Origin of the sequence: Paraburkholderia flagellata (assembly GCF_021390645.1) — a bacterium.
Taxonomy (GTDB): Bacteria; Pseudomonadota; Gammaproteobacteria; order Burkholderiales; family Burkholderiaceae; genus Paraburkholderia; species Paraburkholderia flagellata.
Genome location: NZ_JAJEJT010000003.1, coordinates 1402013 through 1420327 on the forward strand (window position 1 = coordinate 1402013; position 18315 = coordinate 1420327).

Annotated in this window: 18 protein-coding genes; 9 read left to right on the top strand and 9 right to left on the bottom strand. The window is 64.3% G+C overall.

The window, feature by feature from the left end:
* Window positions 1–109: 109 nt before the first annotated feature.
* Window positions 110–337: a Sec-independent protein translocase subunit TatA gene (gene tatA / locus L0U83_RS30045; protein ID WP_233887758.1), complete on the top strand. Its 228-nt coding sequence runs from the start codon at window positions 110–112 to the stop codon at window positions 335–337.
* A 179-nt stretch (window positions 338–516) separates the two neighbouring features.
* Window positions 517–879, top strand: coding sequence for a BON domain-containing protein (locus L0U83_RS30050; RefSeq protein ID WP_233887759.1), 363 nt, complete (start codon window positions 517–519; stop codon window positions 877–879).
* Between the two features lie 227 nt (window positions 880–1106).
* Here L0U83_RS30050 and acnB read toward each other — a convergent pair whose 3' ends face one another.
* Window positions 1107–3692 (bottom strand): bifunctional aconitate hydratase 2/2-methylisocitrate dehydratase, encoded by a 2586-nt coding sequence (acnB, locus tag L0U83_RS30055; RefSeq protein WP_233887760.1) that lies wholly within the window; start codon window positions 3690–3692, stop codon window positions 1107–1109.
* A 179-nt stretch (window positions 3693–3871) separates the two neighbouring features.
* Window positions 3872–4258 (bottom strand): DUF3175 domain-containing protein, encoded by a 387-nt coding sequence (locus L0U83_RS30060; protein WP_233887761.1) that lies wholly within the window; start codon window positions 4256–4258, stop codon window positions 3872–3874.
* Between L0U83_RS30060 and L0U83_RS40935 the strand changes: the two genes are divergently transcribed.
* Together L0U83_RS40935 and L0U83_RS30070 are read left to right on the top strand one after the other, a co-directional pair.
* Window positions 4190–4705: a hypothetical protein gene (locus L0U83_RS40935; RefSeq protein WP_373321146.1), complete on the top strand. Its 516-nt coding sequence runs from the start codon at window positions 4190–4192 to the stop codon at window positions 4703–4705. The genes L0U83_RS30060 and L0U83_RS40935 overlap by 69 nt on opposite strands.
* Before the next feature lie 207 nt (window positions 4706–4912).
* Window positions 4913–5167 (top strand): hypothetical protein, encoded by a 255-nt coding sequence (locus L0U83_RS30070; RefSeq protein WP_233887762.1) that lies wholly within the window; start codon window positions 4913–4915, stop codon window positions 5165–5167.
* Window positions 5168–5343: 176 nt separating this feature from the next.
* Here the strand turns inward: L0U83_RS30070 and L0U83_RS30075 are convergent, their stop codons facing one another.
* The gene (locus tag L0U83_RS30075; protein ID WP_233887763.1) at window positions 5344–6135 is read right to left on the bottom strand and encodes an SDR family NAD(P)-dependent oxidoreductase; all 792 of its coding nucleotides are present in this window, start codon (window positions 6133–6135) and stop codon (window positions 5344–5346) included.
* A 147-nt stretch (window positions 6136–6282) separates the two neighbouring features.
* On the opposite strand from L0U83_RS30075, the gene gcvA reads away from it, so the two are divergent.
* Window positions 6283–7221: a transcriptional regulator GcvA gene (gene gcvA / locus L0U83_RS30080; RefSeq protein WP_233887764.1), complete on the top strand. Its 939-nt coding sequence runs from the start codon at window positions 6283–6285 to the stop codon at window positions 7219–7221.
* Here the strand turns inward: gcvA and L0U83_RS30085 are convergent.
* Together L0U83_RS30085 and L0U83_RS30090 are read right to left on the bottom strand one after the other, a co-directional pair.
* The gene (locus tag L0U83_RS30085) at window positions 7196–8017 is read right to left on the bottom strand and encodes an alpha/beta hydrolase (RefSeq protein ID WP_233887765.1); all 822 of its coding nucleotides are present in this window, start codon (window positions 8015–8017) and stop codon (window positions 7196–7198) included. The genes gcvA and L0U83_RS30085 overlap by 26 nt on opposite strands.
* 28 nt (window positions 8018–8045) lie before the next feature.
* Window positions 8046–8657: a LysE family translocator gene (locus L0U83_RS30090; RefSeq protein ID WP_373321129.1), complete on the bottom strand. Its 612-nt coding sequence runs from the start codon at window positions 8655–8657 to the stop codon at window positions 8046–8048.
* 346 nt (window positions 8658–9003) lie between these two features.
* Between L0U83_RS30090 and L0U83_RS30095 the strand changes: the two genes are divergently transcribed.
* Window positions 9004–9888, top strand: coding sequence for an isocitrate lyase/PEP mutase family protein (locus tag L0U83_RS30095; RefSeq protein ID WP_233887766.1), 885 nt, complete (start codon window positions 9004–9006; stop codon window positions 9886–9888).
* Between the two features lie 2 nt (window positions 9889–9890).
* On the opposite strand, the gene L0U83_RS30100 is transcribed toward L0U83_RS30095, so the two are convergent.
* The 3 genes from L0U83_RS30100 to L0U83_RS30110 all read right to left on the bottom strand — a co-directional run bounded on the left by L0U83_RS30100 (window position 9891) and on the right by L0U83_RS30110 (window position 13628).
* The gene (locus L0U83_RS30100) at window positions 9891–10871 is read right to left on the bottom strand and encodes a bifunctional helix-turn-helix transcriptional regulator/GNAT family N-acetyltransferase (protein ID WP_233887767.1); all 981 of its coding nucleotides are present in this window, start codon (window positions 10869–10871) and stop codon (window positions 9891–9893) included.
* Between the two features lie 265 nt (window positions 10872–11136).
* Complete coding sequence (locus L0U83_RS30105; protein WP_233887768.1) at window positions 11137–12441, bottom strand: MFS transporter; 1305 nt, start codon at window positions 12439–12441, stop codon at window positions 11137–11139.
* Complete coding sequence (locus L0U83_RS30110; protein ID WP_233887769.1) at window positions 12438–13628, bottom strand: M20 aminoacylase family protein; 1191 nt, start codon at window positions 13626–13628, stop codon at window positions 12438–12440. Before L0U83_RS30110 ends, L0U83_RS30105 begins: the two co-directional genes overlap by 4 nt.
* A gap of 162 nt (window positions 13629–13790) precedes the next feature.
* Here L0U83_RS30110 and L0U83_RS30115 point away from each other — a divergent pair, with 162 nt between their 5' ends.
* On the top strand, window positions 13791–14744 hold the full coding sequence (locus L0U83_RS30115) for a LysR family transcriptional regulator (protein ID WP_233887770.1): 954 nt from the start codon (window positions 13791–13793) through the stop codon (window positions 14742–14744).
* Between the two features lie 37 nt (window positions 14745–14781).
* Here the strand turns inward: L0U83_RS30115 and L0U83_RS30120 are convergent, their stop codons facing one another.
* A complete protein-coding gene (locus tag L0U83_RS30120; RefSeq protein WP_233887771.1) occupies window positions 14782–15489 on the bottom strand; it encodes a GntR family transcriptional regulator in 708 nt (235 codons plus the stop codon).
* Window positions 15490–15651: 162 nt separating this feature from the next.
* Here L0U83_RS30120 and L0U83_RS30125 point away from each other — a divergent pair, with 162 nt between their 5' ends.
* Both L0U83_RS30125 and L0U83_RS30130 read left to right on the top strand, forming a co-directional pair.
* Window positions 15652–16869, top strand: coding sequence for a pyridoxal-phosphate-dependent aminotransferase family protein (locus L0U83_RS30125; protein WP_233887772.1), 1218 nt, complete (start codon window positions 15652–15654; stop codon window positions 16867–16869).
* 159 nt (window positions 16870–17028) lie between these two features.
* The gene (locus L0U83_RS30130; RefSeq protein WP_233887773.1) at window positions 17029–18315 is read left to right on the top strand and encodes an MFS transporter; all 1287 of its coding nucleotides are present in this window, start codon (window positions 17029–17031) and stop codon (window positions 18313–18315) included.

An 18315-nucleotide genomic window follows, 5' to 3' on the forward strand; every position in this document is an offset into this window, starting at 1 on the left:
GGAAACGAATGAGATACATCCTCGCGTTCCAATACCGCATGGCGGGCCGAGAGGTCCATGTTATTCGTCGCGAGCGAAGCGCTCGACAGGAAAGAGAGGATTTTCAGCTATGGGTTCATTGAGCATCTGGCATTGGATGATCGTTCTGCTAATCGTGGCACTAATTTTCGGTACGAAGAAGCTACGGAACATTGGCGGCGATCTGGGCGGCGCGGTGAAGGGATTCAAGGAAGGCATGGCGCAAAGCGAAATGCCCGAAGCGCAGCGTGAACTGCCGCGCAGCGGTGCCGTCGACATGGAAGCAAAAGACGTGACGCGTTCGAGCGACTTCCGCTAGCCACTGCCGTTTCAGACTCGTCCCGCGTGAATACGCCTTCGCGGCAATGGACCGTAAAACGGGCGGCGGTCGGCTGAATCCATAGTGCACTTCGTGCGCTGTCGGAGCGAGTGTCCGGATGGTGGTGCAATATGGAATGCGGCCTGCGCATTCCTGCGCGGCAATGACAGGAGTTGGTCATGAAAGCGAACCTGCGATGGACCTTGTGTGCGTTTTTTCTGTTGACCGCCGCTGGCATGGCTCATGCCCAGTCGGCAAGTGCGCCAATGGACGCGTCGATGGCGCCGCCCGCGACGCAGGCGGCGCCCAGCGCGGCGAAATCGGATAGGGCACTCGCCCGTGCTGTGCGGCACGCATTGTCGAGAGCACAAGGATTCAACGTTTCCGGCGTTTTCGTTCGCGCGCGAAGCGGCGCCGTCACACTGAGCGGGACGGTTCGCAGTGGCGACCAGATCCGCCAGGCCGAAGAGGTTACGCGTTCGGTGCAGGGCGTGACTTCGGTATCGAACAAGCTGACGCTCTTTCACGGCGGGAACGGCTGATTAGCGCGCCGCGCGCGCGGCCAACCATGCGGCTGGCAGGAAGCGCAATTAGAACGGCGCACACTATCTCCAGTGCGAAGACGGCTTCGACGCACGGCGGCGCTATTCCCCAGTAATCCTCGATGAATAAAAAAATGGCGCCGCAGGCATTCAGCCTGCGGCGCCATTGCCTGGCGCTCCGGCGCGGATCTACAACGAAAACCCCGCGCCGTACCCCAGCATCACATTTACATCGTCACCGTATCGGCCACTTCCTTGAAGTCTGCGATCTGGTCGAAGTTCATGTACTGATAGATCTTGTCGCCGTTGGCGTTGAGCACGCCCATGTCGGCCATGTACTCTTCCTTGGTCGGGATCTTGCCCAGACGCGAGCAGATTGCCGCCAGTTCCGCCGAGCCGAGGTACACGTTCGTGTTCTTGCCCAGACGGTTCGGGAAGTTACGCGTCGAGGTCGACATGACCGTCGCGCCTTCGCGCACCTGAGCCTGGTTACCCATGCATAGCGAGCAGCCCGGCATTTCGGTACGCGCGCCAGCCGTGCCGAACACACCGTAGTGGCCTTCTTCGGTCAGCTGCTTCTGGTCCATCTTGGTCGGCGGTGCGACCCACAGCTTGACCGGAATGTCGCGCTTGCCTTCGAGCAGCTTCGACGCGGCACGGAAGTGACCGATGTTGGTCATGCACGAGCCGATGAACACTTCGTCGATCTTCGCGCCAGCGACGTCCGACAGCGTCTTCACGTCGTCCGGATCGTTCGGGCAGGCCACGATCGGCTCATGCACGTCGGCCAGATCGATTTCGATGACGGCAGCGTACTCGGCGTCCGCATCCGGTTGAAGCAGTTGCGGATCGGCCAGCCATGCTTCCATCGCCTTGATACGGCGCTGGAGGCTGCGCGGGTCCTGGTAGCCCTGGGCGATCATCCACTTCAGCAGCGTGATGTTGCTGTTGAGGTACTCGATGATCGGTTCCTTGTTCAGGTGCACCGTGCAACCGGCGGCCGAACGCTCAGCCGATGCATCCGAGAGTTCGAACGCTTGCTCGACCTTCAGGTCGGGCAGGCCTTCGATTTCGAGAATGCGGCCCGAGAAAATGTTCTTCTTGCCTTGCTTGGCGACCGTCAGCGTGCCTTGCTTGATGGCGTAGAGCGGGATGGCGTTGACGAGGTCACGCAGCGTGACGCCCGGCTGCATCTTGCCCTTGAAGCGCACGAGCACCGATTCCGGCATGTCCAGCGGCATCGTGCCGGTGGCGGCCGCGAAGGCGACCAGACCCGAACCCGCCGGGAAGCTGATGCCGATCGGGAAGCGCGTGTGCGAATCGCCGCCGGTGCCGACGGTGTCGGGCAGCAGCATGCGGTTCAGCCACGAGTGGATCACGCCGTCGCCCGGGCGCAGCGCGATGCCGCCACGGTTGCTGATGAAGTTCGGCAGCGTTTGGTGCGTCTTCACGTCCACCGGCTTCGGATAAGCGGCGGTGTGGCAGAACGACTGCATGACGAGGTCGGCCGAGAAGCCGAGGCACGCCAGGTCCTTCAGTTCGTCGCGCGTCATCGGGCCGGTGGTGTCCTGCGAGCCGACCGAGGTCATCTTCGGTTCGCAGTACGTGCCCGGGCGCACGCCCTGGCCTTCCGGCAGACCGCACGCGCGGCCGACCATCTTCTGCGCCAGCGAGAAACCCTTGCCGCTGTCGGCCGGCTGCTGCGGCAGGCGGAACAGCGTCGACGGGGCCAGACCCATCGCTTCACGCGCCTTGGCGGTCAGGCCGCGGCCGATGATCAGCGGAATGCGGCCGCCGGCGCGCACTTCGTCGAACAGCACGTCGGACTTGACCTGGAATTCGGCGATGACTGCGCCATTCTTCAGTGCCTTGCCTTCGTACGGGCGCAGTTCGACCACGTCGCCCATTTCCATCTGCGACACGTCGAGTTCGATCGGCAGGGCGCCGGCGTCTTCCATCGTGTTGTAGAAGATCGGGGCGATCTTGCCGCCCAGGCACACGCCGCCGAAGCGCTTGTTCGGGATGAAGGGGATGTCTTCGCCCGTGAACCACAGCACCGAGTTGGTGGCCGACTTGCGCGAGGAGCCGGTGCCGACCACGTCGCCCACGTAGGCGACCAGGTGACCCTTTTCCTTCAGCGATTCGATGAACTTGACCGGGCCGCGCTTGCCGTCTTCTTCCGGGGTGATGCCGGGGCGCGCGTTCTTCAGCATCGCCAGCGCGTGCATCGGGATGTCCGGGCGGGTGGTGGCGTCCGGGGCCGGCGAGAGGTCGTCGGTGTTCGTTTCGCCCGTCACCTTGAAGACGGTGATGGTCAGGCTTTGCGGCACTTCCGGACGGCTCGTGAACCATTCCGCGTCCGCCCAGCTTTGCAGCACGGCGCGCGCGTTGGCGTTGCCCTTGTCGGCCAGTTCCTTGACGTCGTGGAACTGGTCGAACATCAGCAGGGTTTTCTTCAGCGCGTCGGCAGCTACGGTGCCCACTTCGGCGTCGGCCAGCAGTTCGATCAGCGGCTGGATGTTGTAGCCGCCCAGCATCGTGCCGAGCAGTTCGGTGGCGCGAGCGCGCGAGATCAGCGCGCAGGCGGTCTCGCCCTTGGCCACGGCGGCGAGGAAGCCAGCCTTCACGCGGGCGGCTTCGTCAACGCCTGCGGGCACGCGGTTGGTGATCAGGTCGAGCAGGGTCTGCTCTTCGCCTGCGGGCGGATTCGTCAGCAGTTCCACCAGTTCGGCGGTCTGCTGAGCCGTGAGCGGCAGGGGAGGAATGCCGAGCGCGGCGCGTGCGGCTACGTGAGCGCGAAAATTTTCAAGCATTGGGGGACCTACTGGTATTGCGTTTGAAGGCGAAGGCTGTTCAGGCACTCCGAGGCTTTTCCAGGCACTGCTTCGACCGCGATTTTAATTGCAATGCCCTCTAACGTCAAATGTCTTATGTCTTATATAAGAGTTGGGCGCGACGCCAATGTCTGCGTGAAAAAGCCTGCGATTTTCCCTCAGGGTTTGCGGCCAAACGCGTCGCGCAGCTTTCCCTTGGCTTTCCTGAGCGTGTTGCGCCGCGATTTGGGCAGGTTTTTGCCCGCGCGATTGATATAGAAGTTCAGCATCGACATGGCCGACTGAAACGGCGTGCCCTTGCGCCGCCGGCTGCGCAGCGACGACTCCTTGAGCGAACGGGCAATCGCTTCGGCGCTGCCCGACTTGAATACGCCGGATTCGATGTCCATGGCGTCCCTCGTCTCGTTCACGTGTTTCGACCATTGATTCGTGGCGGCGCTCGATGTGCTTTTCGTCCGACTTTTAGCGGCGCTCGCGTGGGCATGACGCTGGCGTGCGGGGCGGCTGCCCTTGCGCCGCGTGGACGGATGCTGGCTCGTGCTCATGACATCTCCCCTCAGACGATTCACCCGTTGCGCAAATGCAATACCGTCTGCCGCGCGCAGCGGATCCGGCACGCCTCATGCATCAACGTGGGTGTGTACACGCGCGGCGTGAGGCAAACGGCTCGCGCGCAGAACCGGCAAAGGAGGCAGTCGATCATGAAGTCAACGCCACGCTACGAAGTGAACGTCTGCGGAGGCGATTTCCAGCATGTCCGGGAATGCTTTCGCGAATGGAAAAACGAAACGCTTATCTACCGTCAGCACCAGAAGATGTTCGAGGGCCGCAACGAGGTGCGCCCGCTGGAGAAGCGCGAGTACGACAACACGGAGCAGGCGCGCAAGGCGCTGCAAAACGCCTGTGACCCGCACGATCCCTATGCGCTGGCTGCCGAAGTGAGCAATGGCGAGCGCGACATGTGGATTGTGATGGCGGCCTATCGGGAATAAATGATGAGCGCAGCATCGGCGCGAGACGGAGTGCGCCAGTGCAGACCCAAAAGATCAGACAGACGGGGAACGGGCTAGAGAAATTACAAGCGTGACGGGCGGAATTGCAATTGCCACGCACAAGGGGCGCCGGTTAGCGCTGCGAAACCGTAAGCGGGATGTGCGCGCAACGATATCCCTGCATGGATGCCGTTCAAGGAGCAGAGTATGGGTCTTTCGACACACAATCCCACGCCGGACGAGTCCAAAGAAACCGCCGGCAAGCAGCGGGCGCACGATAAACCCGCGCGGGGCGTGCCGGGCAGCTTCGATCAGCCAGAGTCACGGCCCGAGGTCATGCCGCGCGAGGGCGGGCCGCATCCGGAGCAGACGGCAGAGGTGCCGCTGGGCCACCACGGCAGGGCGGAGCCGCCGGGGTCGTTCGGGCACAACAGCGCGCCGGTGAAAAAGAAGAGCACTTAGTCATACGAAACAAGCGGGCGACCTAACTGACCTCACGCCGTTTCGTACACCCGCACTCGGACGCATCGACCAGCAGCCGCGAGGCGGCTGCGCGGTTGCTGGCGGCGATCTCCAGCGTGTGCTCCTGCGTGTCGTGTCGAAAAATCGGCGTCAAAAAACGATGAGCCGATCGCGCTTCAGGCGTGGCGGCCGGCCATCACGCCGCCGTCCACCGGCAGCACGGTGCCCGTGATCCACGCGGCGTGAGGCGAGGCGAGAAAGAGCATGGCCTCGGCAACATCCGCGGGCTGACCGTTGCGCCCGAGCGGGTGAAACGCATTGAACCCCGGCAGCGTTTTGCTGACTTCGTCTTCGGTCATGAAGGTGCGATAGACCGGCGTTTCCACGACGCCCGGCGCGACCGTATTGACGCGGATGTTCGAGCGTGCGAGTTCGATGGCGAGATTGCGCGTGAGCGCATGCACGCCCGCATTCGCCGCCGAATATGCCGCGGAAGGCGTGGCGCCGATGGCCTGCAGCGCCCAGAGCGAACCCGTCTGCACGATCGCGCCGCCGCCGCGTTTGAGCATGGCTTTCGCAGCCGCCTGCGCCATGAAGAACTTGCCTTTGAGGATCGTGTCGAGAAAGCCGTCGTATTCGGCTTCGGTTACGTCGATAAACGCTTTGGGCCGGAAAATGCCGGCGTTGTTGATGAGAATGTCGACGCCGCCGAACGCCTCGGTCGCGAGGTCGACCAACGCAGCCGCGGTGGCGGGCAGCGCGATGTCGCCGGCATGAAAGCGCACGCTAGTGCCCGAAGGGTCGATTTGCGCTGCCGCTTCGCGCAACTTCGCCTCATCGCGGCCGCCGATGACGACGCGCGCGCCGCCCTTCACGAGACGCGTGGCGACTTCCTTGCCGATGCCGGAACCGCCGCCGGTGACAATGGCGACCCTGGATGCAAAATCAAAAGAAAAACTATGGCTCATGATGGACTCCTCGAAGTCGCGGAATGGGGGCGGCGCTGGCGGAACGGGATTCATCCGGTGCCGCTTCTACAGCACGCATTCTGTTCTCGTCCTCATGCGGCTACAAATCAGATAATCTGTGCCTCATTGATAGAAAATATTTAGATCATGAAGGCACCGGTCTACCTCAACGCCATGCGCGCATTCGAAGCGAGCGCGCGCCATCAGAGCTTTTCTGCCGCGGCGGCTGAACTGAACGTGACGCCTGCCGCCGTCGGCCAGCTTGTGCGCAGTCTCGAAGACTGGCTCGGCACGCCCTTGTTCGTACGCGGCAGCGGCGGACGGGCGCGGCTGGTGGCGACGCAAGTGGCCGAGCGCGCGCTGCCCGACATTCGCGCGGGTTTCGATCGCTTGAGCCTGGGGCTGGAACGCCTGAAGGAGGGATCGGCAAACGGTGTGCTGACGGTCACGGTGAGCCCGGCGTTCGCCGCCAAATGGCTCCTGCCGCGCATCGACCGTTTTCAGGCTGCGTGGCCGGACACCGACGTGCGGCTGGACACGAGCCTGAAACTGCTCGATTTCGTCGCGCAGGGCGTCGATATCGGCGTGCGTTATGGGGCGGGTGCGTGGCCGGGGCTCGCTGCCGAAAAGCTCATGGACGAGGAGATCTATCCCGTTTGCTCACCGGCCGTGCGCCGGGCCGGCAAATGGCGCGCGCCGCGCGATCTCGCACGCGCGCCGCTGATTCACGATCTCTCCGTGGACAGCCATGCGGGCTTCGCTTCGTGGCAGGCGTGGTTCGAGAGCGTGGGCGTGACGCTTGCGCCGGCCAGCCGCGGCATGAAGATCAACAACTCGGCTGCGGTGCTGCAAGCCGCGATAGAGGGCCACGGCGTCGCGCTCGCGCGCAGCGTCATGGCGCGCGACGATCTCGCGGCTGGCCGGCTCATCCGCCTCTTCCCGGAAGTCACCTTGACATCGGCGCTGGCGTATTACGTGGTCTATCGGCCCGAGTGCGCGAGTCTGCCTCGTCTCGTGGCATTTCGTGAGTGGCTGAAGGACGAAGCGGGACGGGGGAGGCTCAAGGCGCCAGCATCCACGAGGTGATGTCGTGCACGACTTCGCTTGCGATGCCGTTGTAGCCGTGATACGCAAGCGCCCCGCACGGGTCGCCCCGCGAGGTGCCGCCGGAGACGAGGATCAGCTTTGTTCTCGGCGATTGCGTGAGCTTTTGCATGAGCGTGTCCGTTTCGGATACCGGACACAACTTGCAGGCGTCGTCCTTGTTGTGCACCACGAGCACGGGAATCTTGAGCGCGGCGAGGTTCATGCCCGTGACCGGGTCACCGCCGCGGTTTTCGCGCAGGATGGTCGAGCTGAGCACGATGCCGTTCGGGCCTGCGCCGGTGTTTGCGTCGTTCGCGAGCGCAATGGCGATGGCCGCGACCGACTGCGTGCCGCGGCTCGTGCCGACGAGCCAGACCGGCACGTGTAGTTGTGCGCGCAACCATGCGATCACGGCGCGCGCGTCCTCGGCGTGTTCGCGCGTGAGGCGAAAGCCGTCCAGGTAAGGCGGTGACTGCCGGTCGCTCGGTGCATCGATGACCGCCACGGCGACGCCGTCGTTCACGAACAGCATGCGGGTGCGCACGAGGAAATTATTGGCGCCCCAGCCGAAGTTTCCCTGCGGGTCCAGTTGCAGGCCGCCGTGCCCGCCCGCGTAGAGAATCGCGACCGCCTTCGGCGCCGCCGGCGCAATGAAAAGAAAGCGCTGGGTGACGCCGGGCCGGGTTGGAATGTCGACGACCTTGGGCGTGCTTTGCGCGTGGGCCAGCAAAGGCGCCGCAAGCACGAACGCCGACAGGAATGCCAGCAGCGGCACGCGCAACCATTGCGATGCCATGCGAGCGCTCATGTCTGCGCCGGCTGGCTCAGCGCCCTGTGAGCATGCGCCCGCCGAGCCCGATCAGCACGACGCCCACGGCCGAGTCGAGCGCGGCTTTGCGCCGAACAAGGAACTGGCGCACGGTGGGATGCGAGGCGACCAGGGCCATCGTGCAATACCAGGCGCACGATATGAGGATGGCGATCACGACGACGGCCACTTCGAGCCAGCGCGGCGCGGCGGCAGGCACCATTAACGCGAAGATGCTGCCGTAGAACGCAATGGCCTTGGGATTCGTCATGCTGACGACATAGCCCTTTTTCGCGGCGGCCCAACCCGATGCGCCCGCCTGAGCCGACACCTGCAAGGGCTGGCGCGCGGTGAGGAGCATTTTCGCGCCGAGCCAGATCAGGTAGGCCGCGCCCGCGACGCGTAGCCCGGTGCCGATCCAGGCGACATGGGCGACGATCAGGCTCAAGCCCGCGATGGCGATCCACGCCCACGTGCCGGAGGCGGCGGCAAGACCAAGGCCGGTCGCGAGGCCCGCGCGGCGCGAAGCCACCGCCGTCGAGGTGACGATGACGAAGTTCGGCCCAGGGCTTGCGACGCTCAGCAGCAGCACGCCCGAAAGCGCGAGCAGGACATTGAAATAGTTCACGATGGCAGGTTCCGCGGCAGGTTCGATGCGCCTTCAATCGACGCGTTGTTCAGTGCGTCATGATACCCCGTGCGACTGAGCGGAATGGCGCTTGCGGAACGCCGGATCGCGCCGGAAACGCGCGGCGTGCCGCTCGAAAGCCCGCGCATTTGAACGCACTATTCTGGAACGTTTCATGAAACGTTCCAGAGATTGTGGCAAGAAACACTGGCCGCGCTCAGGGTCCAGGTAAAGTATTGTTTTATGTGGCTTGGGCCTGGCTTCTGCAGGCTGGCGGCGTACGTCGTGCGGATGTCTGAGCCATCTCCAAACCTACCGACCGAATTCACTGAACGGAGCCATCGAGATGACTACCTCCACTGCTGCGCGCCGCGCCGCTTTTCGCGCCAAAGTCAACGAACGCCGCGGCCTGCTCGTGCCGGGCGCCTTCAACGCCATGAGCGCCCGCGTGATCGAAGACGCCGGCTTCGAGGCGCTCTACCTCACGGGCGCCGGCGTGACCAACATGTCATTCGGCCTGCCGGATCTCGGGTTCATCGGGCTCTCCGACGTTGCCGAGCACACGGCCCGCGTGCGCGACGCCGTCAATCTGCCGCTCATCGTCGACGCGGACACGGGCTTCGGCAACGCGCTGAACGTGCGCCAGACCGTGCGCACGCTCGAGCGCAGCGGCGCCGACGCGATCCAGTTCGAAGACCAGGTGATGCCGAAGAAGTGCGGCCACTTCGCCAACAAGGAAGTGATCGGCGCGAGTGAGATGGTGGGCAAGATCCGCGCGGCCGTGGACGCACGCGAAGACGGCAACCTGCTCATCATGGCGCGCACCGACGCGGCCGCCGTGCACGGCATCGAAGACGCGATTGCGCGCGGCCACGCGTTCATCGAGGCGGGCGCGGACATTCTCTTCATCGAAGCCACGGAAAAGCTCGAGGACATCGAGCGCCTGCCGAAGCTCATCGATGCACCGCAGCTCATCAACATCGTGATTGGCGGCAAGACGCCGGTGCAGTCGCGCGAAGCGCTGGCGGGCCTGGGCTACGCGCTGGTGCTATACGCGAACGCGGCGCTGCAAGGCGCGGTGGTCGGCATGCAGCGCGCGCTCGGGCAATTGCGCGCAAACGGCCGCCTCGACGAAGACGCGAATATCGTCGCGCCGTTCGCCGAGCGTCAGCGCCTCGTGAACAAGCTGCTCTTCGACCGGCTCGATAGCGAGTACGCACCGAAGGACTGAAGTCAGTGGGCGCGGCGCCTCACGAAGCGCTGCTCCGTGACCTTCGTGCCCCACTGGTCCCCTTCGAATTCCTCCGCCAGCTGGAAGCCGAACGACTCGTACAGATGCCGCGCAGCGTCGAGGCCCTTGAACGTCCATAGGTAAGTCTCGGCGTAGTGCGCATCGACGAACTGCATGGCGGTCGTCATCAACTGCCTGCCGATACCGGTGCCGCGCAGTGAGTCGTCCACGATGAACCAACGCAGATGGGCGACGCCTGCGTTGCCGCTCTCGTGTCCGTCGATGGCAAGCGAAGCCAGAATGCGATCGCGCTCCACCGCGAGCCAAAGTGCCTTGCCTTCAGCCGGCAACGCGCCTGCGAATTCGGCCAGTTCCGTCGCCACCTTTTTCTCGAAGTAAGCTCCGAAGCCCCAGTTCGCCGCGTAGAACCGCGCGTGCAGGCTCGCAATGTCACCAATGCAGCCGGGCAGGTAGCCTGCCACGATCTGCACGCCCGCTGTTGACGCGGTGGCGCTGCCCTCGTTGGGGTTGTCGTGCGCGAGCGCGTCCGCGTAGAGCGCGAGCGCGCGCACGAGCGCCTGTTGATCCGCGGGAACCAGCCGCCGCAGCGCGTGGGAAACCTGGTCCGTGGCGAAGCGATTGATCTTCGCGCGCAGTTTCTGGCCCGCTGCACTCAGGGTCAGCTCGGAGGAGCGCGCGTCGTCGTCGGCGGTCTTGCGTTTGACGAGACCGGCCGCCTCGAGCCGCGCAATCTGCCGGCTCGTGTTCGACTTGTCGAGCCGCAGGATCTCGCCCAGCGCCCTCGCGTTGATGCCCGGCTGCGCGCCGATCTCGATGATGGCGTGCACGGCGGAGGGGGCGAGATCGCTGTCCGCGAGCGTCGTGCGCATGAAGCCCAGTTCGCGCACGAGCCGCCGCGAGAACTCGCGCAGTTCGAGGATGGTCGTCTCGCGGGGCTGGGCAGGCACGTCGACAAAATCCATGGTGGTGGTCTCCGTTATGGTCCTCGTGCAGATGGTTGCGACTCGCAACCATCTGCAATCGAAATATAGGCATGACTTGCGGATAACGCAAGTGCGCGACGCAACCAGGAAATTGCCGTTCGACCCTTCACTCGTTGGGGCTCAAGAGGAACGCCGCTTGCGAGAAGGCAAAGTCTCCACGGACGGGGATGTAGCGTGAAGGGCGGGCGGCGCAAACTGCGTTCGCCCGCCCTTTTTCAAGGCCGTGTTCTTTCGAATCGACCGTTCAGTCGATCGCCTTGTTGCCGGTTTCCTCGAACAAGGAAACGGCGATGAGCGAAATCAGCACGCAGCCGATCATGTACCACGCGGGCGCCATCTTGTTGCCCGTGACATGGATGAGCCAGCCGGCCACGAGCTGAGCCGTGCCGCCGAACACCGACACCGCAATCGCGTACGCGCTCGACATATAGCCTGCACGCAGATGCTTCGGAAAATTCTCCGGCATCAACGCGTAAGCGGGAGCGGAGCCCATCGTATAGCAGAGCATGAGCACGATGAGCGCGCCGAGCACGACCGGCAGCGAAGGAAAGTGCGTCATGAGCCAGAACGCCGGATAGAGCAGCAGGATCAGCGCGATGCGACCGATCACCGTGAGCGGCTTGCGGCGGCCCATGCGGTCCGACCACGCGCCGTAGATCGGGCACATCACGAGCGAGATCGTGCTGGACGCCACGCCCGCGAGGATCGACATTTTGGGTGGCAGTCCCAGGTACTGGATGCAGTAGGTCGGCATGTAGTACATCATCACGTACGTCGATACCGACATGCCCATAATCGCGAAGATCGTGAGGAACCAGTTGCGCACGTACAGTCCGCGCTTCGGGTCGTCGCGGTCCGCGACCACGCGCTGCGCAGGCGGCTCCTCGCGAATGTGCCGGCGCAGATAGATGCCGACCGGCGCGATGAGCGTGCCGAGCAGAAACGGAATGCGCCAGCCCCAGCTATGCATCGTGTCTGCGGAAAGCAGAAAGCCGAGGCTCGCCGCCAGCCCCGAGCCGAGCAGCGCCGCCGCGCCCTGGCTCGCGAGCTGCCAGCTCGCGCGAAAGCCGCGGCTCGCTTGCCCGCCCATTTCGAGCAGCGTCGCCGTTGCCGCGCCGAACTCGCCGCCTTGAGCGAAGCCTTGCACGAGCCGCGCGACGACGATCAGCAGCGGCGCGGCGATACCGATCTGCGCATAGGTGGGTGCAAGACCGATGGACGCGGAACCCACCGCCATCAGCAGGATGGTAAGCGTGAGCGCCGGCTTGCGGCCCGCGCGGTCCGCGTAGCGGCCGAGCACGATGCCGCCGAGCGGGCGCATGACGAAGCCCACGGCGAACACCGCGAACGCGAGCAGCATCGACGTGACCTGGCTGTCGGCCGGAAAGAACTGATGGCCAATCGTCAGCGCGAAATAGCTGTAGACGGTGAAGTCGAAGAATTCGAGCAGGTTGCCGATCACCGCCGCGAGAACGATCTTGCGCTGGTAGCCAGGCGAGAGCGGGGTTTCGTCGGCCGCTTTCAGAAGCGGTTCGGTGGTGGCGTTCATGCACGGTCCTTGCTGAGGAAACGCTCGACGAGACGCGTCCAGAACGCAGCGCCAATGGTCAGGTTCTCGTCGTTGAAGTCGTAGCGCGCGTTGTGCAGCATCGGTCGGCCTTCGCCATTGCCAAGGCGTACGAAACAACCGGGGCGCTGCTGCAGGTAGTACGCGAAGTCCTCGCTGCCCGCGATCGGCGGGAACGGTGCGATGACGTGCTCCGGCCCGACCAGTTCCTCGGCCACCTGGCGTGCGAATTCGGTTTCGGCTTCGCTGTTGATGAGCACCGGATAGCCGCGGATGAATTCGATGTCCACCGTCGCGCCATAGCTTTGCGCCTGCGCCTGAACGAGCGCGCGAATGCGGGCTTCGAGGGTCGCGCGCACTTCGGGCGAGAACGAGCGCACGCTCATTTCGAGCACGGCGTCTTCGGGGATCACGTTCGGCGCATGACCCGAACGGAACGCGCCAACGGTCACGACCGCGGCTTCGGTCGGGTCGACGTTGCGCGACACCACCGACTGCAAGGCCATCACGATGCTGCTGCCCACGAGCACCGGGTCCACGGCCAGATGCGGTCGCGCCGCGTGGCCGCCCTTGCCGTGAACGCGCAGCTTGACGGTGTCGCACGCGGCCATGAGCGGGCCGGCGCGAAAGCCGAACGTGCCAGTGGGCACGCCCGGATGATTGTGCAGCCCGAAGATCGCTTCGCAGGGGAAGCGATCGAAAAGGCCGTCGGCGATCATGCGCTCGGCGCCGCTGTCCGAGCCGGCTTCCTCGGCGGGCTGGAAGATCAGGTGGACGGTGCCGTCGAAGTTGCGCGTTATGGCGAGCTGACGCGCCGCACCGAGCAGGACCGTCGTGTGGCCGTCGTGGCCGCACGCGTGCATCTTGCCTTCGTGCACGCTCGCGTAGTCGAGGCCGGTCAGCTCCTGGATCGGCAGGGCGTCCATGTCGGCGCGCACGCCTACTGTGCGCGTGCTCGTGCCAACCTTGAGCGACGCCACCACACCGTGGCCGCCCACGCGGCGCGTGACGTCGTAGCCCCAGGCCGCGAGCTTGTCCGCGACGAAGCGCGACGTGTCGGCTTCCTCGTACGACAGTTCAGGGTGCTTGTGGAGGTGATGACGGATTTCGTCGAGTTCCGATCGGGCTTCGGCCAGGTCGGCGACTTCGCAATAGTGGTGCTCGCTCACGGGGGACTCCTTTTATTGGAATAGGTTTGGGGAAAAGCTAAAGGCCGAGTATTGCACCGACGAAAAACTCGACCCATGACGGAAAAGCGTCGAAAATGTTGACTTGAAGTCAACGGACGATTGTCGCGGCGCAGCAAGACAGCGCGCGAAAGGAGCAATGCAGTGCGGGGAAAGGAAGATCGGGAGGATGCGGCGCGAGGCGCGATCGACGATATCGGCGAGCGGCCGCTGCGCTATCTGGCGGAAATCGCGGCGGCGGGCGGCGTGCGCATGGCCGCCGAGGCGTTGGGCATCAACGCCTCGGTCATCAGCCGCCAGGTGGCCGCGCTGGAGCGGCGGCTGCGCTTTCCGCTGATCGAGCGGCGCGGGCGCGGCGTGGCCGTGACCGAGATCGGCCAGGTGCTCGTGGACCACTATCGCGACGGCCAGCGTCGCCAGCGCGATCTGGCTGCGCGCCTGGAGGAGTACCGGCACCTGAGGCGCGGACGCGTGGCGCTGGGCGTGGGCGAGGGCTTCATCGGCAATCTGATCGCGCGGGCGCTGCAGCGATTTTCGATGACGTACCCCGACATTCTCGTGGAAATCCGCTCGGGCCCGACGCCGGTCGTGCTGTCGCTCGTGCGCGACGACCTGGTCGATATCGGCCTGTGCACGCGCACCTCCGACGACCCCGCCATGCGCATTCATCCGTTCGCGTCGCGGCCGCTCTGCGCGCTCGTCGCGCCCTCGCATCGCTTTGCGAAGATGCAGAAGGTGGCGCCCGCCGAACTCGCCAGCGAGCGCCTGATCTTCATGACAGAGTCGTTCGGCGTGCAGCACTTCGTGCAGTCGCTCTTCGACGACGCGCGCCTGAACGTGATGCCCGCGTATCGCGTGGATCTTTTCAACACCGCGCAGACGCTCGCGGCCGCCGGGCTGGGCGTGGCGTTCATGTCGTCGATCACGGCGCGCCGCGGCATCGATCTGGGCGAACTGGTGGCCGTGCCGATCGATCATCCGATCGCGGCGGGCTTTTCGAGCCAGATGGTCACTCGCGTGGGCCGCAGGTTGTCGCCAGCAGCGGATCACCTGAGGAAGCAGCTCGCGCAGAGTTTTCTGGAGTCGGTGGAGAAGTAACGGCGCATCGTTGCGGACGCAACGGATGGCTGCCGATCTATTCCTGCGCCGAAGGCGCGTCCCCAATCCTCAACACCGCATCGCGTTTGGCAAGCAAATGCTGGCGCAAAATTGCCGCGAGCCGCTTGCCGTCGCGCGCATCGAGCGCTTCCAGCATTTCACCGTGCTCATGAATCGCGCGGTCCCACTTCGGGGTCTCGAAGTTCGAGCGAAACCGCAGCGCCTGCAAACGGCGGTTCACGGCGATATACGTTTGCCGCAGCGCCGAATTGCGCGCCGCTTCGTTGATCTTGTCGTGAATCGCCTGATTGCGGCTGTAGTAACCGGCCAGATCGTTCTGCGCGCGGCAGGCGAGCATGGCGTAGTGCAGCGCCTTGATCTCGGCGATCTCGGCTGCGGTGATCCGCTCACAAGCCAGTTCGCCTGAAAACGCTTCGAGCCCGCTCATGAGTTCGAAGGTCTCGCGCAGTTCCGCCTCCGACATCTTCGAGACCGACGCGCCGCGATTCGGCGAAATCTCGATCAACCCTTCGGAAGCGAGCACCTTCAGCGCTTCGCGCAATGGCGTGCGCGAAATGCCGAGGGTTTCGCACAGTTCGCGTTCATTGAGCTTGCGGCCGGCCTCGAGCACGCCTTCCACGATGAACCGTCGCAGATGATCGACGACGGTGTCATGGAGTTGCTGACGCGGAATGGGCGGCAGTTCCGGGCTGATGATGGAGGGGTTCAGGTTCGGGTTTTGCATGCAAAAGGCATTTCCATCGGTTTCCAGCGCATTCTAGCCCAAGGACGAGACCCCAAAGAAGCAAGCTGGCATTGGGGTAAACCACGTCGGAATTGTCTGTCTATGCGAGGGCTGGCTGGATTATAGTTTTTTGAATGCAAAATTCAAAACAGGAGCGATTGCATGTTGAAGCTCGATTTCCATCCCGCTGGTCGTCACTTCCTGCAGATTCCCGGCCCGAGCCCGGTGCCCGATCGCATCCTGCGCGCGATGAGCTATCCGACCATCGACCACCGCGGCCCCGAGTTCGGCGTGCTCGGGCTCAAGGTGCTGGACGGCATCAAGAAGATCTTCAAGACGCAGCAGCCGGTGGTGATTTACCCGGCTTCGGGCACCGGCGCATGGGAAGCCGCGCTCACCAACACGCTGAGCCCCGGCGACACGGTGCTGATGTACGAAACAGGTCATTTCGCAACGCTATGGAAACAGATGGCCGAGCGCCTCGGCCTGAAGCCAGAATTTCTCGGCCTGCCAGGCATTGAAGGCTGGCGGCGCGGCGTGCAGGCCGACATGATCGAAAAGCGTCTGCGCGAAGATTCGCAGCACGCCATCAAGGCTGTTTGCGTGGTGCACAACGAGACATCGACCGGCGTGACCTCCGACATCGCCGCGGTGCGCCGCGCGATCGACGCCGCCGGGCATCCGGCGCTGCTGCTCGTGGACACGATTTCGGGTCTCGCGAGCGCGGACTACCGGCACGACGAGTGGGGCGTGGACGTGACCGTCTCCGGCTCGCAGAAGGGCCTCATGCTGCCGCCGGGCATCAGCTTCAACGCGGTTTCGGCGAAGGCGCTGGCGGCCAGTGAGCACGCAAAGCTGCCGCGCAGCTTCTGGGGCTGGACCGAGATCATCGAGATGAACAAGAGCGGCTACTGGCCGTACACGCCCAACACGAACCTGCTCTACGGCCTTTCCGAAGCGCTCGACATGCTGCAGGACGAAGGGCTCGACAACGTGTTCGCGCGGCATCAGCGGCTTGGCGAGGCGTGCCGGCGCGCGGTGCGCGCGTGGGGCCTCGAGATCCAGTGCGCCGACCCCGCCGTCTACAGCCCCGTTCTCACCGGCGTGATGATGCCCGAAGGCGTGGATGCGGATGCGGTTCGCAAGATCATCTACGAGCGCTTCGATCTTTCGCTCGGCACGGGCCTTGGCAAGGTCAAGGGGCGCATGTTCCGCATCGGGCACCTGGGCGACTGCAACGATCTCACGCTGCTGGCGGCGCTGGCCGGCTGCGAAATGGGCCTGCGCATTGCGAACGTGCCCCTGAAGGACAGCGGCTTGCCTGCGGCGATGGAATATCTCGCGGCGCAGCCCAATGTGGTTTCGCTGAAAGCAGCCTGAAGCGGGGGTTTTTCGCGCATACGACGCACACCACGCACATGCCGCGCACGGGGCGCGGCATGACAGGCAGATTTCCCAGGTTGTCCCAGGTTGTTCCCATGCCGGACGCCCCTGCAAGAAGGGCGATGCGGCCGATAGAACCAGCAACGGAGACAGACGATGAAACGGTATCGATTGACGAGCGCGAGCAGCATCGTGCTGATCATGCTCTGCATCATGTACTTCATCACCTACCTCGATCGTGTGAATGTGAGCACGGCGGCGGCGGGCTTCGGCAAGGAGTTCCAGCTTTCGCATACCGAAGTAGGGCTGGTTTTTTCGGCGTTTGCGTATCCGTATCTGCTGTTTCAGATCATTGGCGGCTGGGTGAGCGATCGCTTCGGCGCGCGCCGCACGCTGCTCTTCTGCGGCGCGGTGTGGGGCGTGGCCACGGTGCTCACGGGCATGGCGGGCGGCCTCGCCACGCTGCTCGCCGCGCGCCTGTTGCTCGGCTTCGGTGAGGGCGCAACGTTTCCCGCGTCGACCTCGGCCATGTCGCGCTGGGTCGCGAAAGAGCGGCGCGGCTTCGCGCAGGGCATCACGCACTCCGCGTCGCGCATCGGCAATGCGGTGGCGCCCGCGGTCGTCGTGCTGGTGATGGCGCGCTACGGCTGGCGCGAATCGTTCTACGTATGCGGCGCGCTCAGCCTGCTGTGGGTGGTGGTGTGGGCGTTCACGTTCACCGAACATCCGAAAGATCACCCGCGCATCACCGAGGCCGAACTCGCCATCCTGCCGCCACCCAAGCCGCGCGTGACGGGCCTGCCGTGGATGGCGCTGTTCAAGCGCATGATTCCGGTGACGATCGTCTACTTCTGCTACGGCTGGACGCTGTGGCTTTTCCTTAGCTGGATTCCTCAATACTTTCTGCACAACTATCACCTGCAGTTGGGCAAGTCGGCGATCTTCGCCTCCGTGGTGTTTCTCGCGGGCGTGGTGGGCGACACGCTCGGCGGCCTTGTGACCGATTGGCTCTTTCAGCGCACGGGCAACCTCAAGCGCGCGCGCAGCTGGATGGTCTCGGTGTGCATGTTCATCACGTTGATCGTGCTCGTGCCGCTGATGTTCGTGCATGACCCCGTCATTTCGATGGCGTGCCTCGCGGCGGGCTTCTTCTTCGCCGAAATGACCATCGGCCCGATGTGGGCGATTCCCATGGATATCGCACCGGAATTCTCCGGCACGGCGAGCGGCATGATGAACACGGGCTCGGCATTGGCCGCGATCATCTCGCCCGTGGTGGGCGGCTTTCTGATCGACCGCTTCGGCAACTGGGATCTGCCGTTCGTGGGCAGCATGGTGCTGATGGGGTGCGGCGTGGTTCTCGCGTTTCGCATGCAGCCAGAGAGCCGCTTCGAACTCGGCAAGCAGACTGAAGAACCCACGGGTTCTCATCAGGGAGTGTGA